Below are 13143 nucleotides of genomic sequence, written 5' to 3'. Positions count from 1 at the left end.
CAACGACTGTTTGCTGCGTTGCAACCGGATCGTCAAGACCGCTCGCTTGAGTTTTGCGCGCTGCTGTCGCGGTCAACCAAAAAAATGTTTGTAGGCCGCGGCGAGATCGTCAGTGTCGAGATTGTTGGCCTGAAAAAATGGCTGGGTGCGCTTCACCCAGGCCTTCTGCGAAGCGATCACCTTGGCGAAGAACGAATCCTTCGACAACTCGGCGATCACCCCGTCCCAGGCTTTGAGCTGCGCCTCGATGACACCGGGGCTGGTCCTCACCGCACTGACACCACGCTTCTTGATCTCGTCGAATTCTTTGGGATAACGCGAATGCGCGCTCCAGAGCTGATCGCTCGATGCCGAGAATGCGGCGTGCCGCGTGATCGCCTTGAGCTCGGCCGGCAGCGCATCATGCTTCTGCTTGTTGAAAACAATCTCGAAGGCCTCCGCCTGCCGGTGATGACTGCCCAGCATGTAGAACTTCGCGACCTCAGGCAGGCCGGACTGCAGATCGATCGCGACGTTGCTGCCGTCCGTGGCGTCGACCATGCCGCGCTCCATGAAGGGCGCGACCTGATTGGCCGGCACATTGATGATGGTGGCGCCGAGGCTCGCAAACAGCTCGCCCGCGAGAGCCGTGCCGCGATAGCGCACGCCCTTGAGATCGGACGGCTCCTTGATCTCCTTCTTGAACCAGCCGAGCGCCTGCGTGGGCATCGGGCCGTAGAGGAAGCCGGTGAGATTGGCCCGCACGATCTCGTTGGTCAGCTCCCGATAGAGCGTCTCGCCGCCGCCGTAATAGAACCAGGCGAGGAAGCCGTGCGAGTTCCAGCCAAACGAGGGCGGCGCGCCGAACAGCGCATAAGCCTTGTGCTTCTTGTACCAGAGGCTCGCGGTGCCGTGGCAGCCGTCGAGGATGCCGGCATGGGTCGCGTCAGCCATCTGCAGCGGCGGCACCACCGAACCCGCCGCGACAACGTCGATGCGCAGCCGGCCGGACGCCATTTCGGTCACCCGCTTGGCATAGTCCACGGCAAATTCGTGGAACACATCCTTTGCAGGCCACGCGCTCTGGATGCGCCAGCTCACGGTCTGGGCGCGGGACACCTGCGGCATCGCGATCGTGGCTGCGCCGCCAAGGCCCGCGGAAAGCCCCGCCAGCAGGAAACGCCGGCGGCCAATTTTCGTGCTGCCTTTGGTTGGTGCGGCGGTCGTCCGCTTGGCCATGCGGTCTGTCTTCCTGGCCCGGCGACGGGACGACGGCGATTGCGCCCGCAATGATTCGCGGCCGCGTTCAATCTAGCAAGTTTCCGCCGGAAAACGACCGAGCTTTATGTCGCCACCGCCTCCTTGGTCTTTTCCGCGAGATAGCGCTCCGCCGTCATCGGCGTGCCGTCCTGCGTCTGCTTGATCTCGACGCCCGAGAAATTTGTCGCCTCCTCGACCCAGCTCTTCGGCGCCGGCAGGCCCCAAAGGTTCGAATTCGCGTTCGGCTTCACCGGGCACATCACCGGCTCGTCGTCGATGTCGATGATCTGGATGCCCGGCAGCAGCAGCTCGGTGCGATGCCCGTCCGGATCGCGCACGTAGAGATAATACGAGTGCTGATGGCCGTGGCGACCAGGACCGTGCTCGATCCGGTCGCCGAACCCGAGATTGCCGGCGACGTCGCAGGCTCGGACGATGTCCTCGAAGGCCTCGACCACGTAGCCGCCGTGATGAAAGCGCGGGCCTGAGCGCGTCAGGAATACGATGTCCCAGGGGTTGTCCTTGCGGTGCAGGAAGGTGCCGACCACGCGCTGCGCCGCCTCGACGTAGATGTAGTCGGAAATCCGGAAGCCCAAGTCCATGTAGAACTTCGCGTTCGCCAGAACATCGGGGACCAGCACCTGGTAGTGATCCATCCGCAGCGCACCCGCACCGCGATGCTTGTCGATCCGGGTGTGCATGCGCGGCACCGTCTTCATGGTGGCGACGAGCTCCACCGGCGTGCCGGCCGGATCGTTGAAGTGCAGCGTGCGGTCCTGGTGCGGCACCTCGACGAACTCGGATTTGACGCCGATCTTGTCGAAATGCGCCTTGGCCTTGGCGAGATCCTCTTCGGTGAACACCCGGAAACCGACGCGCTCGCACTCCGGCCGGCCGGTGGTTTTCTTCAACGTCAGCGAATGATGGGCGCGCTCCTCGACCCCCCGCAGCCAGAGCGTGCTGGCGTCTTCGTCGCTGACGATCAGCCCCATCACCTCGGTGTAGAACTCGCGGCTCTTGGCGAGATCGCGCACCGTGAAGATGAGATGGCTGGCGCGCGTGATGTTGAACGGCGGATTGAAGTTGGTTTTGGGAATCGGCCCTGTCATGACTTTATCTGCACACCTGTTTCGCGCACGATTGCACCCCACTGCTCGAGCTCACGGTCGATCATCGCGCCATAGTCTTGCGGCGACATCACGCCCGGCTCGTACGACGCGCCGACCAAAGTATCGTGGACGGCGCCGCTGCTGTTCATTTTCACGATTTCGGCGTTGAACGCCTGGATCAGTTTCGGCGACGTTCCCTTGGGCGCCAGCAGTCCGTTGGCCACCCGCAGATCGTCGAAGCCGTCGTAGCCCAGCTCCTTGAAGGTCGGCACCTCGGGCGCGGTGTTCGAGCGCTTGTCGCCGGTGACGGCCAGCGCGAGCACCTTGCCGCTGTCGCGGAGGCCTTTGGAGTTGCCCGGGGTGTCGAAGGTGAATTGCAGCGTGCCGGCCGCGGCGGCGAGCAACTGCTGCGTGGTCCCGGGATAAGGCACATGCTGGCCCTTGATGCCCGTCTTCTTCAGCAGCAATTCCGTCACCAGATGACCGCCGGTGCCGACGCCCGGCGAGCCCCAATTGAGCTGGCCGGGCCGCGCTTTGGCATACGCGACGAATTCGTCGAGTGTCTTCACGCCGAGGTCCGGGTTGACCACGAGCAGGAACGGGAAGGTGAACATCAGCGCGATCGGATCGAAATCGCGTTTGACGTTCACCGGGCTGCCGCTGATCACCAGTGGCGCCAGCACGATATGACTGTTGGAGGCGAGCAGGAGGGTGTGGCCGTCGGCTTCCGAGCGCGCCACCGTCATGCAGCCGATCGAACCGGATGCGCCCGGCATGTTCTCCAGCACGAAGCTCTGGCCAAATGTGTTCTTCAGATTGTCGGCATAGAGCCGGAAATTTTGGCCCGGGCCGCCGGTGGCGGTCGGCGAGATCACGCGCACCGCACGCGACGGCCAGCCGTCGATGGTGCTCTGCGACCAGGCCGTCTGGCCGAAGCCAGCCGAAAGTCCAGCCGATCCCGCCAGCGCCATGAAATTACGCCGCGTCGTCATGATGACCTCCCTTCGGCGCGTCTCGCTCCTTGAACCGTATTGGCGACGCGCCTTTTTTATTTCCGGCGAGCATGCTTGATATGTGTCGACTGGTTCAAGCCTTAATGCCGGGAGCGATCATGACCACCGAACATCTTCTGCCGACCACCGTGGTGGGCAGCTACCCACAACCGGACTGGCTGGTCGATCGCGCCCTGCTGCGCACGATGGTGCCGCGCGTGCGCGTCCATGAGCTGTGGCGGGTGCAAGCGCCGTATCTGGCGCAGGCGCAGGACGACGCCACCTTGCTCGCGATCCGCGACATGGAGCGCGCCGGCATCGACATCATCACCGACGGTGAGATGCGCCGCGAAAGCTACTCCAACCGCTTCGCCACCGCGCTCGACGGCATCGACAACGACAATCCGGCGAGCATCACCAACCGGGCCGGCCGCTCGGTCAGCGTGCCGCGCGTTGTCGGCAAGGTCCGGCGCAAGGGACCGGTCGAGCTCGACGACATGAAGTTCCTGCGCCGCAACACCGCCCGCAAAGCCAAGATCACCCTGCCCGGCCCCTTCACCATGGCGCAGCAAGCCAAGAACGAGTTCTACAAGGACGCCGATGAGATGGTGATGGATTTCGCCGCGGCGGTGAACGAGGAGTGCCTTGCGCTGGAGGCCGCGGGCGCCGACGTGATCCAGCTCGACGATCCCTGGCTGCGCAACGATCCCGACGCCGCCAAGCGCATTGCCGTGCGCGCACTCGACCGCGCACTGCAGGGCCTCAAGGTGCCGACCGTGGTGCACCTGTGCTTCGGCTACGCCGCGGTGGTGTCGAAGGACAAGCCGGTCGGTTATTCGTTCCTGCCGCAGCTCGCCGACAGCGCCGCCGACCAGATATCCATCGAGGCGGCGCAGCCCAAGCTCGACCTCGGCATCCTCAAGGACTTCTCCAAAAAGACCATCATGCTCGGCGTCATCGACCTGGGCGACGAGGCGGTCGAGACGCCGGAGATCGTGGCCGGCCGCATCCGCGCGGCGCTGAAATTCATCGACGCCAAGCGGCTCGTTCCGGCGCCGGACTGCGGGATGAAGTACCTTTCGCGCGAGACGGCGTTCGGCAAGCTGAAGGCGCTGAGCGAAGGCGCTGCGATTGCACGGCGTGAGATCCAGTAAAGAATTGTAGGGTGGGCCAAGGCGCGAAAGCGCCGGGTCCACGCGTCGTTATTCGAGTGACGGCGTGGGCACGCCGCTTGCGCGGCTTTGCCCACCCTACATTTGATGCGCTCTCATACGGCTTTTTGTCTCAGCCGCCGTAAAGATAATTCGGCAGCCACAGTGTCATGCCGGGCCACAGATACATGATGATCATGCATACAACAATCACGGCCATGTAAGGCATCATGCCGTTGAAGATCTGGTTGAGCGTGACGTGCGGGGGCGCGACGCCCTTCAGATAGAACGCCGACATCGCCACCGGCGGCGACAGGAACGCCGCCTGCAGATTGACGAACACCAGCACGCCCCACAGCACCGGGTCGATGCCGAAGTGCTTGAGCAGCGGCAGGAAGATCGGCACGAAGATCACGATGATTTCGGTCCATTCCAGCGGCCAGCCGAGCAGAAAGATGATCGCCTGCGACAGGATCATGAACTGGATCGGCGTCATGTTGAGCGACAGCACCCACTGCTCGACCAGCGCCTGACCGCCGAGGATCGCGAACACACCGGAGAACAACGCCGAGCCCACAAACAGCCAGCACACCATCGCGGTGGTCTTGGCGGTGAGGAACACCGCCTCCTTGGTGCGCTTCCAGTCGAGCGTGCGGGCCTGGAGCGCCAGCAGGAAGGCGCCGGCAGCACCGACGCCCGCGGATTCGGTCGCGGTCGTGATGCCGAACAGGATCACGGCGAGCACCACGACGGTCAAAATGCCGAGCGGCATCACCGACGACGTAAGCAGCTTGATGACCTCCAGCCGGTCGGCATCAAGCCGCGCGTAGTAGCGGATCTGCCATAGCGCGCAGACCGCCGCGATGATGCCGAACCACAGATAGAATCCTTGCGGCGGCCCCTTCTCCGACGGTGATGCTTCGGGACCGCTGAGCCCCGGCGTGCCGAGTTGCTCAAGACCCGTCACGGCTTCGGCCGCCGCGACTTGCTGGTGGATCACCACGTACCACCACACCGTAGCCAGCGTGCCGGCCACCAGGATGAAGGGAACGAGCGCGGCGGCGAGGTTCTTCAGCAACTCCCAATAGGTCAGCCTGCCCTGCTCGGTCTGGAGCGTCATGGCCTTGCCCGGCGCAACCAGCGCCTTCAGCAGACCGATGAAGATGTTGCTGGAATAGCTGGCCTGGAATTTCCGCAGCCAGTCGGGCACCGGAACCTTGGTCTGCTCCTCCGGCAGCTTCGGCGCGATCTTGGGATTAATCATCGCCCAGCCGATGATGTAGATGAGATAGAGCAAGGCGAGGAAGAAGCCCGGGAACATCGCGGCGGCGTAGAGCTTCACCACCGACTGGCCGGCCACGGCCGCATAGACGATGATCATCACCGAAGGCGGAATGAGGATGCCGAGCGTGCCGCCGGCCGTGATGACGCCTGAGGCGAGCTTCACGTCGTAGCCGGCGCGCAGCATCGGATTGAAGGCGATCACCCCCATCAGCACCACCACGGCGCCGACCAGCCCCGACGCGATGCCCCAGAAGGTGCAGACGATCAAGGTCGCGACCGCAAGCGAGGCCGGCACGTTCCGGAACGCAAGCTGGATCGAATAGAACATCTTGTCGACCAGCGCGCCACGCTCCATCACGTATCCCATCAGCACGAACAATGGGATCGAGATCAGGACGTCGTTGGTCATGGCGCCGTAAGTGCGCTGGACCATCAGCTCGAACACCTTGTTCTCGGTGAACAGGTGCGTCGGGTCGTAGAACGCGATGTAGCCGAAGAACATGCCGAGCCCCATCAGCGTGAACGCCGTGGGGAACCCCATCATGATCACGACCACGATGAGGCCGAGCATCAAGAGCCCGAGAGCGGGATCGCTCATGTGTTGAGGTCTCCCCCCATGCCGCGCTGACGTGCGACCTCGTCGATTTCCTTGGCGCGCTCGATCGCGACCTTGCGCGATTCCTCGTCCACGTATTGGCTGTTGGCGAGCTGCTCCCCGACCACGTCAATCTCGGCAACGTCGTGAAGCCGGCTCGGCCACTCTCCGGTCTTGAGGCAGATCACGGCGCGCATGATCTCGGCGATGCCCTGCAGCATCACCAGCGCGCCAGCGATCGGAATGATCGTTTTGAAGTGGTAGACCGGCGGACCGTCGGCGGTCACGTTGGAATGCTCGGCGATGCGCCAGGAATCGGCGGCAAAGAAGGTGCCGGCATAGATCAGCGCGGCGATGCCGGGGATGAAGAACACCACATAGAGCACCAGATCGAGCGTGGCCTGCGTGCGCGGCCGCATCGAGCTGTACAGGAAATCACCGCGCACGTGGGCATTCTGCGCCAGCGTATAGGCTCCGCAGAGCATGAACAGCGTGCCGTACAGCATGTTGTCGAGATCGAATATCCATGCCGTCGGCGCGTTCAGGATGTAGCGCTTGAAGACTTCGATGCAGACGACCGCCATCAACACGACGATCAGCCACGCCGCGGCCTTGCCAACCCAAGTGCTGACGCCGTCAATCCCGTGGAGCAGTTTCTGGACGTTCATGAAACGTGGCCGATGCGCGGTGAGACCAGGAACAACAAGGCACCATCCGGTCGCCCGGCCGAATGGTGCCTTGCAAGTTCAGCGTATCGTCAGATCTTCTTCGCTGCGCCGTTGGCGCCGAAGTAGTGATCGAACGCCATCTTGCGGCTCACGACGGTGTCGTTCTCCCACCGCGCGGCACGTTCGGCAAACTTGATCTGCGACTGGACGATCTTCTTGAACAGCGGGTTTTCTGCAGCCTTTTTCTTGACGACCTCGTCATAGACCTCAAGCTGCTTCTTCAGGATCGCGTCAGGCGTCTTGTAGAACTTGACGTTATCCTTGGTCTGCAGCTCGACATAGTCCTGCGAATAGCGGTCGACAGCCTTCCAGGACATGTCGGCGCTTGCTGCATCGACCCCGTTAGCGATAAGCGAGCGCATCTTTTCCGGCAGCCCGTTGAACTTGTCCTTGTTGAACATGATCTCGAACTGCTCGGCGTTCTGGTGATAGCTCTGCAGCATGCAGATCTTGGAGACGTCGGCAAAGCCAAGCGCGCGGTCCGACGACGCGTTGTTGAATTCCGCCGCTTCGAGCAGGCCGCGATCCATCGCGGCGACAATCTCCCCGCCGGGCAACGCGTTGACGGCTGCGCCCAAGCCGGTGAACACGTCGATCGAGATGCCGACGGTGCGGTATTTGAGACCTTTGAAGTCGTCAGCCTTGGTGATCGGCTTCTTGAACCAGCCGAGCGGCTGGGTCGGCATCGGCCCATAAGGGAACGACACCACGTTGGCGCCGACCGAGGCGTACAGCTCGTTGAGAAGCTCCTTGCCGCCGCCATAGCGGTGCCAGGAGAGCAGCATGTTGGCATCCATGCCCCAGCCGGGACCGGAGCCCCACAGCGCGAGCGCAGTCTGCTTGCCGTAGTGATAGACCAGCACGCCGTGGCCGCCGTCGAGCACGCCCTTGGAGACAGCATCGAGAAGCTGGAACGCCGGCACCACGGCGCCGGCCGGAAGCACTTCGATCTTGAGGTCGCCACCGGTCATGTCGTTGACCTTCTTGGCGAAGTCGAGTGCGAATTCGTGGAAGATGTCCTTCGACGGCCATGTGCTTTGCCAGCGCATGTTAATCGGGCCCTGCTGGGCATTGACCGCTGGCGCCGCCACCGTCGCGGCCGCGGTTGCGCCTGCCGCGAACAGGAATTTTCTGCGGCTGGCAGTCTTCGAGTCCGGTTTTTTGCTCATTCGTCGTCGCTCCCTAGACTTTGTCGCCCCGAGCGACGCTGAACGCCGCCCGTTTGTTGTGCTTACCCTGGCGGGATCGTTCTATTCCCTCCAGGTTGTCTACAGTTTTACCGGGTTACCTCCCTTTCACAAGTCCGTGGCTCTCCCGGAAGGTCTCGATCCGGCCTATTTTGCGTGAGATTGCCGAATTCAGACGCCCTACTTTGGTCGAACACTCGCGGGCTGGTCCGCGCTCGTTTGCCGCAGCACCGCATAGGAGATACCCCGTGAAAGCCCTTGGTTCGAAGCTCGCCATCATCTGGCGGCTCGCCGCTCCATATTTTCGATCGGAAGACCGCAAAGCGGGTCTCACGCTGCTGATTGCCGTGGTGGGGATCGAGCTGTCGCTCGTCGCCATCAACGTGATGCTCAACCAGTGGAACAACCGCTTTTACAACGCGCTGCAGGAGCACAATTGGGATGTGTTCGTCAGCGAGCTTTTGTTCTTCTGCGTGCTCGCGGCGACCTTCATCGTGCTCGCGGTCTATCAGCTCTATCTGAATCAATGGCTTCAGATCCGGTGGAGGCGCTGGATGACGGACCGCTATCTCGATTCCTGGCTCAGCGGCGCCAATCACTATCGCATGCAGCTTCTTGGCGACGCCGCCGACAACCCCGACCAGCGTATCAGCGAAGACATCAGGCAATTCATCGAGAATGGCTTGAGCCTGGGTCTCGGCCTGCTCAACTCGGTGGTCACGCTCGGCTCATTCGTCGTCATCCTTTGGGCGCTGTCGGCCACCGCCCCGTTCACGCTGTTCGGCGTCAACATCGCAGTCCCGGGCTATCTGGTCTGGGCGGCACTGATCTACTCGATCATCGGCACCGCGATCGTCCAGTGGATCGGCCATGCGCTGGTCGGCCTCAACTTCATGCAACAGCGCTACGAAGCTGACTTCCGCTACAGCCTCGTGCGCGTCCGCGAGAACGCCGAGCAGATCGCGCTGCTCGAAGGCGAGAACTCCGAAAAGCAGCGGCTGCTGGAGCGCTTCAGCCGGTTGATGAACAACTGGATGCTGATCATGAAGCGGACCAAGAAGGTGACCTTCTTCACTGCCGGCTTTGCACAGGTGTCGAGCGTGTTTCCTTTCGTGGTTGGCGCGCCGGCCTATTTCGCCGGCACCATGCAACTCGGCGGACTGATGCAGACCGCCTCGGCTTTCAGCAGCGTGCAAGGCGCGCTATCCTTTTTCGTCAGCTCCCAGATTTATCGTCAGCTCGCCGAGTGGCTCGCCGTGATCGACCGGCTCGACGGCTTTGACCACACGCTTGCGGCCGGACGCGCGGCCGCCGTCACGCCTCCGTTGGTGAAAGTGCAGCCGTCGCCCGACGGCCAGACCGTCGAACTCAGCGATGTCGAAGTGACGTTGCCAGGCGGCCGGCCCCTGGTCGGCGTCGAGCATGCCGTGATGCGCAAGGGCGAAGCCATGCTGGTCAGCGGGCCGTCGGGCTCAGGCAAGTCGACGCTGTTCCGCGCCATCGCGGGCATCTGGCCGTTCGGCTCCGGCACTGTGACGGTGCCCAATGAGGCACGCTCGATGACGCTGCCGCAGCGGCCATATTTTCCGGTCGGCACGCTGGCCGCGGCGATCGCTTATCCCGCCGAGCCCACGGCGTTCAGCCGCGAGAGCCTCAAAGCCACGCTCGAAGCGGTCGGTCTTCCGGCGCTCGCGCCGAGACTCGACGAGGAGGCGCACTGGAACCGGATGCTATCGCTCGGCGAGCAGCAGCGTCTCGGCATCGCCCGCGCCATCCTGGATAAGCCGGACTTCCTGTTTCTTGACGAAGCCACGGCCTCGCTCGATGAACCATCGGAGGCCAAGCTCTATCGCCTGCTGGCCGAACGACTCCCGAATGCCGCGATCGTCTCGATCGGCCACCGCTCGACGCTGGCCGCGTTCCACCAGCGACGGCTCGCGCTGGAGCCCGACGAGCGGCATTATCGGGTGCGCGAAGCCGTGATCGAATCGATCGCCAAATAGTCTTCACCACCAGCGCGTGGGCCAAATGTCGTCCTTGTTTGGCCCACGCGCGACGATGTTGTGCCAGACGAACGCAAACAGCGCGAGCAGCGCCGCGCCGGCCGCCACCGGCACGACGAGGAAGCTCCAGGGCATGCTGTTGACCACCACCACCAGCGGATCGATGCCGGCCGGCGGATGAAACGTGTCGGTCGCGTGCATGGCGATCATCGCCATGCCCACAGCCAGCGCCGTGACCCAAAGACCCGGCCCGAACAGCTTGACCATCACAAGGCCGACGGCCGTGGAGACGAGATGACCGCCGATCAGCGCGCGCGGTTGCGCCGGCAAGGCTGTGGGCGAGCCCATCACCAGGACGATTGAGGTGGCGAACGGTATCGCCACCAGCGGATATTGGGCGCGGGCTGAGAAGGTTTCCATCGCGAGAATCGCGGCAGCCCCGCCGGCCGCGCCGGCAAGCACTGCAAGCCATTTGCTGCGTTCGATCATGGCGCCAGATACGCAACGGCCGACCGTGCGTCCACCCCAAAAAGCAACGAGCGACGGCCCTGCGGCCGCCGCTCGCTTTGGAGGACGAAGATGTCGCTTACTTCAGGTTGGTGTTGACCGTGAGGTCCGCCGACAGACGGGCCACGAAGGTCGCACCGCACCAGTTGGAGCCGAGACCACCCGGGTTGATGGCGGTCACGTTGCTCGTGCCCGCAGCGGTGTGATCGCTGGTGAAGGCGTTGCAATTGCCCTTGTTCAGGTCGGTGTCGATGTAGCGGAGGTCAACGGTGAAGACCTTATAGGTCCAGCCGATGCCGAGGTTCCAGGTGGTGTAGCTCTTGTACGGAACGCCATTGGGGAAGCCCACGGTGCCGTAAAACGCATCGCTGGTGCCGAGATCCCAGTAGCCGACTTCACCCGACGCGTAGAACTGCATGCCGTTGGAGAGCGCCGGGAAGGTGTACTTGGCGTTGCCGCCGAAGTAGACGCCGTCGGCGCCGGTATTGAGCACGTTCGGCGAGTAGTAGACGAAGGCGCCGAGGCCGAGCTGATCGGTGACCGAGTAGTTCACCTTGGCGAAGATTTCGTAGAAGCTCCAGTCCGACTTGGCGACGTTGCCGTTCGGAAGGTTCGTGGGGCCTACGCCGCCGCTCGGCGAGCAGGTCGGGACAGCGGCATTGAAGCATTGGCCGCCGGGGTACCAGTAGTACCAAAAGCCAAAGTCGAACGCGAACTTGCCGAAGGTGGGCCGGAAACCGGCGTAGATGTCGACTTCCGCCGCGGCGCGGTTCGGGAAATCGATGCTGGCGCCGCCGAGACCGGCGTAGAGCTGCATGTCCTTGTTGATGTTGTAGCGCGGCTCGAAGTAGGCCGCGACCGACGGCTTGTGGTTCGACTGCGTGATGCCGCGCCAGACGTAATCGCTGGCGATCGCTGAGCCGAAGGCGATGTCCCAAGCCGGCGGTTGCGCCGGAGCCGCGATCGCCTTGAGCGGCATGTCGGCGGCGAATGCCGACGACGCCGAGAACGCCAGAGCGGCAACCGCCGCCATTGTCACTTTTTTCATAAGCAGCCCCTTCCCGTCGTGCTGTGGCCGGGCGCAGGCTGACGTTACGGACGATCTCGACGAACTCCGAGAACGTAACTGCAACCTCAACCGAACGAAGCCCCCGCTCCACTTCATTTATTGTGGCCAAAATTCAGCACGCGGGTGTTCCGAGGGACAAGACGTTTCCAGTGGCAATTGCTGCCTTTTTAGGCGTTTCAAGCCTAAACCCCACAAAAACATCACAAGAGTTGCGTGGTGTGTCCGGCAGGTCACATTTTTCTCGGGTTTTCAGGCCTCGAACGGCCCATCTGTTGAAAATGTCCGGCACATTTCCACAGACTCCGCGGAGCGGCAGGGTGAAGCCTCGCCTCGTTCAGACCATTTTCTCGCCGTGCCCGTGACAGCAGTGCTGTCACTTCCGCAAGCTGAACCACACACCGCCCAGGATCAGCGCCCCGCCGACGATCTGGATCGCACTCGGTCCCTCGTGCAGCCAGACCCACGACAACAGCGCGCTGGCGACCGGACCGATGTAGAGCACCAGCGAGGTGCGCACCGAGCCGAACCGGCCGCCGAGATAGGCGAAGCCCGCATAGGCCAACACCCCCGGTACCAGGCCCGCGAACAGATAGACGCCGAGCGCATGCACGCTGAACACCGTGTGCGGCGCAGCAATCGCCTCGTAAGCCGCAAACGGCAACGAGAACAGCGAGCCCACCGCGGCGAACACGCAGACGCGGCCGAGAAACGAGACCTCAGAGGCGGCGCGCGATTGCAGCAACGTGTATCCGGACCAGGCCAGCATCGCGACCACGACGAGCAGATCGCCCCAGATGGTGTCGGCCGACATCAGGCTCGCCGCCGAACCGCGCAGGATGATCGTGAGCGCACCGGCGAGCGCAAGCACGATGCCGACGATCTGATAACGGCCGATCAATTCCATGCCGGTGAGCCAGGAAATCACCAGCACGACGATGGGCGACAGCGCGTAGATCAGCGCAATGTTGATCGCGGTGGTCGAGACCCCGGCGATGTAGATCGGCCCGCCGCACAAAAACATGCCGAAGAAGCCGGCCAGCACGACGACGAAGCCGCGCGACAAAAGCACATCCGCGTTCGCCTTAAGCTCGGCCCACACGAACGGCGCGAGCCCGGCCGTCACGATCAGCCAACGGAAGAAGGCGAGCGAGAACGGCGGGATCGCGCCGGCGTTGGCGCGCGCCAGGATCATGTTGGTGACTTGGGCGACTGCGACAGCGACGAAGCCGGTCAGCGCCAACGCGACGGTCAGGCGGCTTTGCGGACTTTCGACGCTCAC

The 13143-nt window shown here is 63.2% G+C and carries 11 protein-coding genes; 2 read left to right on the top strand and 9 right to left on the bottom strand.

Annotated features, from left to right (window positions below; genetic code table 11):
• Positions 1-72: 72 nt before the first annotated feature.
• The 3 genes from RHPLAN_RS07765 to RHPLAN_RS07755 form a co-directional block, all read right to left on the bottom strand.
• Positions 73-1218: a TRAP transporter substrate-binding protein gene (locus tag RHPLAN_RS07765; protein ID WP_068015637.1), complete on the bottom strand. Its 1146-nt coding sequence runs from the start codon at positions 1216-1218 to the stop codon at positions 73-75.
• A 104-nt stretch (positions 1219-1322) separates the two neighbouring features.
• On the bottom strand, positions 1323-2348 hold the full coding sequence (locus tag RHPLAN_RS07760; RefSeq protein WP_068015635.1) for a VOC family protein: 1026 nt from the start codon (positions 2346-2348) through the stop codon (positions 1323-1325).
• Positions 2345-3340, bottom strand: a complete 996-nt coding sequence (locus RHPLAN_RS07755) for a Bug family tripartite tricarboxylate transporter substrate binding protein (protein ID WP_084246464.1) — start codon at positions 3338-3340, stop codon at positions 2345-2347. The genes RHPLAN_RS07760 and RHPLAN_RS07755 overlap by 4 nt, the downstream gene beginning before the upstream one ends.
• 119 nt (positions 3341-3459) lie before the next feature.
• On the opposite strand from RHPLAN_RS07755, the gene RHPLAN_RS07750 reads away from it, so the two are divergent.
• Positions 3460-4494, top strand: a complete 1035-nt coding sequence (locus tag RHPLAN_RS07750; protein ID WP_068030780.1) for a 5-methyltetrahydropteroyltriglutamate--homocysteine methyltransferase — start codon at positions 3460-3462, stop codon at positions 4492-4494.
• 130 nt (positions 4495-4624) lie between these two features.
• Here the strand turns inward: RHPLAN_RS07750 and RHPLAN_RS07745 are convergent, their stop codons facing one another.
• From RHPLAN_RS07745 to RHPLAN_RS07735, 3 genes are all read right to left on the bottom strand, one after another.
• Entirely contained in the window at positions 4625-6373 is a 1749-nt protein-coding gene (locus tag RHPLAN_RS07745; RefSeq protein ID WP_068015623.1) for a TRAP transporter large permease, read from the bottom strand.
• The gene (locus RHPLAN_RS07740) at positions 6370-7038 is read right to left on the bottom strand and encodes a TRAP transporter small permease subunit (protein ID WP_068015621.1); all 669 of its coding nucleotides are present in this window, start codon (positions 7036-7038) and stop codon (positions 6370-6372) included. Before RHPLAN_RS07740 ends, RHPLAN_RS07745 begins: the two co-directional genes overlap by 4 nt.
• Positions 7039-7127: 89 nt before the next feature.
• A complete protein-coding gene (locus RHPLAN_RS07735; RefSeq protein ID WP_068015617.1) occupies positions 7128-8267 on the bottom strand; it encodes a TRAP transporter substrate-binding protein in 1140 nt (379 codons plus the stop codon).
• A gap of 266 nt (positions 8268-8533) precedes the next feature.
• Between RHPLAN_RS07735 and RHPLAN_RS07730 the strand changes: the two genes are divergently transcribed.
• Positions 8534-10288 (top strand): ABC transporter ATP-binding protein/permease, encoded by a 1755-nt coding sequence (locus tag RHPLAN_RS07730; RefSeq protein WP_068015614.1) that lies wholly within the window; start codon positions 8534-8536, stop codon positions 10286-10288.
• A 3-nt stretch (positions 10289-10291) separates the two neighbouring features.
• Here the strand turns inward: RHPLAN_RS07730 and RHPLAN_RS07725 are convergent, their stop codons facing one another.
• The 3 genes from RHPLAN_RS07725 to RHPLAN_RS07715 form a co-directional block, all read right to left on the bottom strand.
• On the bottom strand, positions 10292-10777 hold the full coding sequence (locus tag RHPLAN_RS07725) for an HPP family protein (protein WP_068015611.1): 486 nt from the start codon (positions 10775-10777) through the stop codon (positions 10292-10294).
• Positions 10778-10874: 97 nt separating this feature from the next.
• Entirely contained in the window at positions 10875-11843 is a 969-nt protein-coding gene (locus RHPLAN_RS07720; protein ID WP_068015608.1) for a TorF family putative porin, read from the bottom strand.
• A 394-nt stretch (positions 11844-12237) separates the two neighbouring features.
• Complete coding sequence (locus tag RHPLAN_RS07715; protein ID WP_068015605.1) at positions 12238-13143, bottom strand: DMT family transporter; 906 nt, start codon at positions 13141-13143, stop codon at positions 12238-12240.

This window comes from Rhodoplanes sp. Z2-YC6860 (assembly GCF_001579845.1).
Classification (GTDB): domain Bacteria; phylum Pseudomonadota; class Alphaproteobacteria; order Rhizobiales; family Xanthobacteraceae; genus Z2-YC6860.
The sequence above is the reverse complement of the archived record's forward strand: the minus strand, read 5'-3'. Positions and strand labels throughout refer to the sequence as shown.

Excerpts from the sequence above, each read along its gene's own strand:
- RHPLAN_RS07765 (WP_068015637.1), bottom strand. The coding sequence starts at position 1,218 with ATGGCCAAGCGGACGACCGCCGCACCAACCAAAGGCAGCACGAAAATT.
- RHPLAN_RS07760 (WP_068015635.1), bottom strand. The coding sequence starts at position 2,348 with ATGACAGGGCCGATTCCCAAAACCAACTTCAATCCGCCGTTCAACATC.
- RHPLAN_RS07755 (WP_084246464.1), bottom strand. The coding sequence starts at position 3,340 with ATGACGACGCGGCGTAATTTCATGGCGCTGGCGGGATCGGCTGGACTT.
- RHPLAN_RS07750 (WP_068030780.1), top strand. The coding sequence starts at position 3,460 with ATGACCACCGAACATCTTCTGCCGACCACCGTGGTGGGCAGCTACCCA.
- RHPLAN_RS07745 (WP_068015623.1), bottom strand. The coding sequence starts at position 6,373 with ATGAGCGATCCCGCTCTCGGGCTCTTGATGCTCGGCCTCATCGTGGTC.
- RHPLAN_RS07740 (WP_068015621.1), bottom strand. The coding sequence starts at position 7,038 with ATGAACGTCCAGAAACTGCTCCACGGGATTGACGGCGTCAGCACTTGG.
- RHPLAN_RS07735 (WP_068015617.1), bottom strand. The coding sequence starts at position 8,267 with ATGAGCAAAAAACCGGACTCGAAGACTGCCAGCCGCAGAAAATTCCTG.
- RHPLAN_RS07725 (WP_068015611.1), bottom strand. The coding sequence starts at position 10,777 with ATGATCGAACGCAGCAAATGGCTTGCAGTGCTTGCCGGCGCGGCCGGC.
- RHPLAN_RS07720 (WP_068015608.1), bottom strand. The coding sequence starts at position 11,843 with ATGAAAAAAGTGACAATGGCGGCGGTTGCCGCTCTGGCGTTCTCGGCG.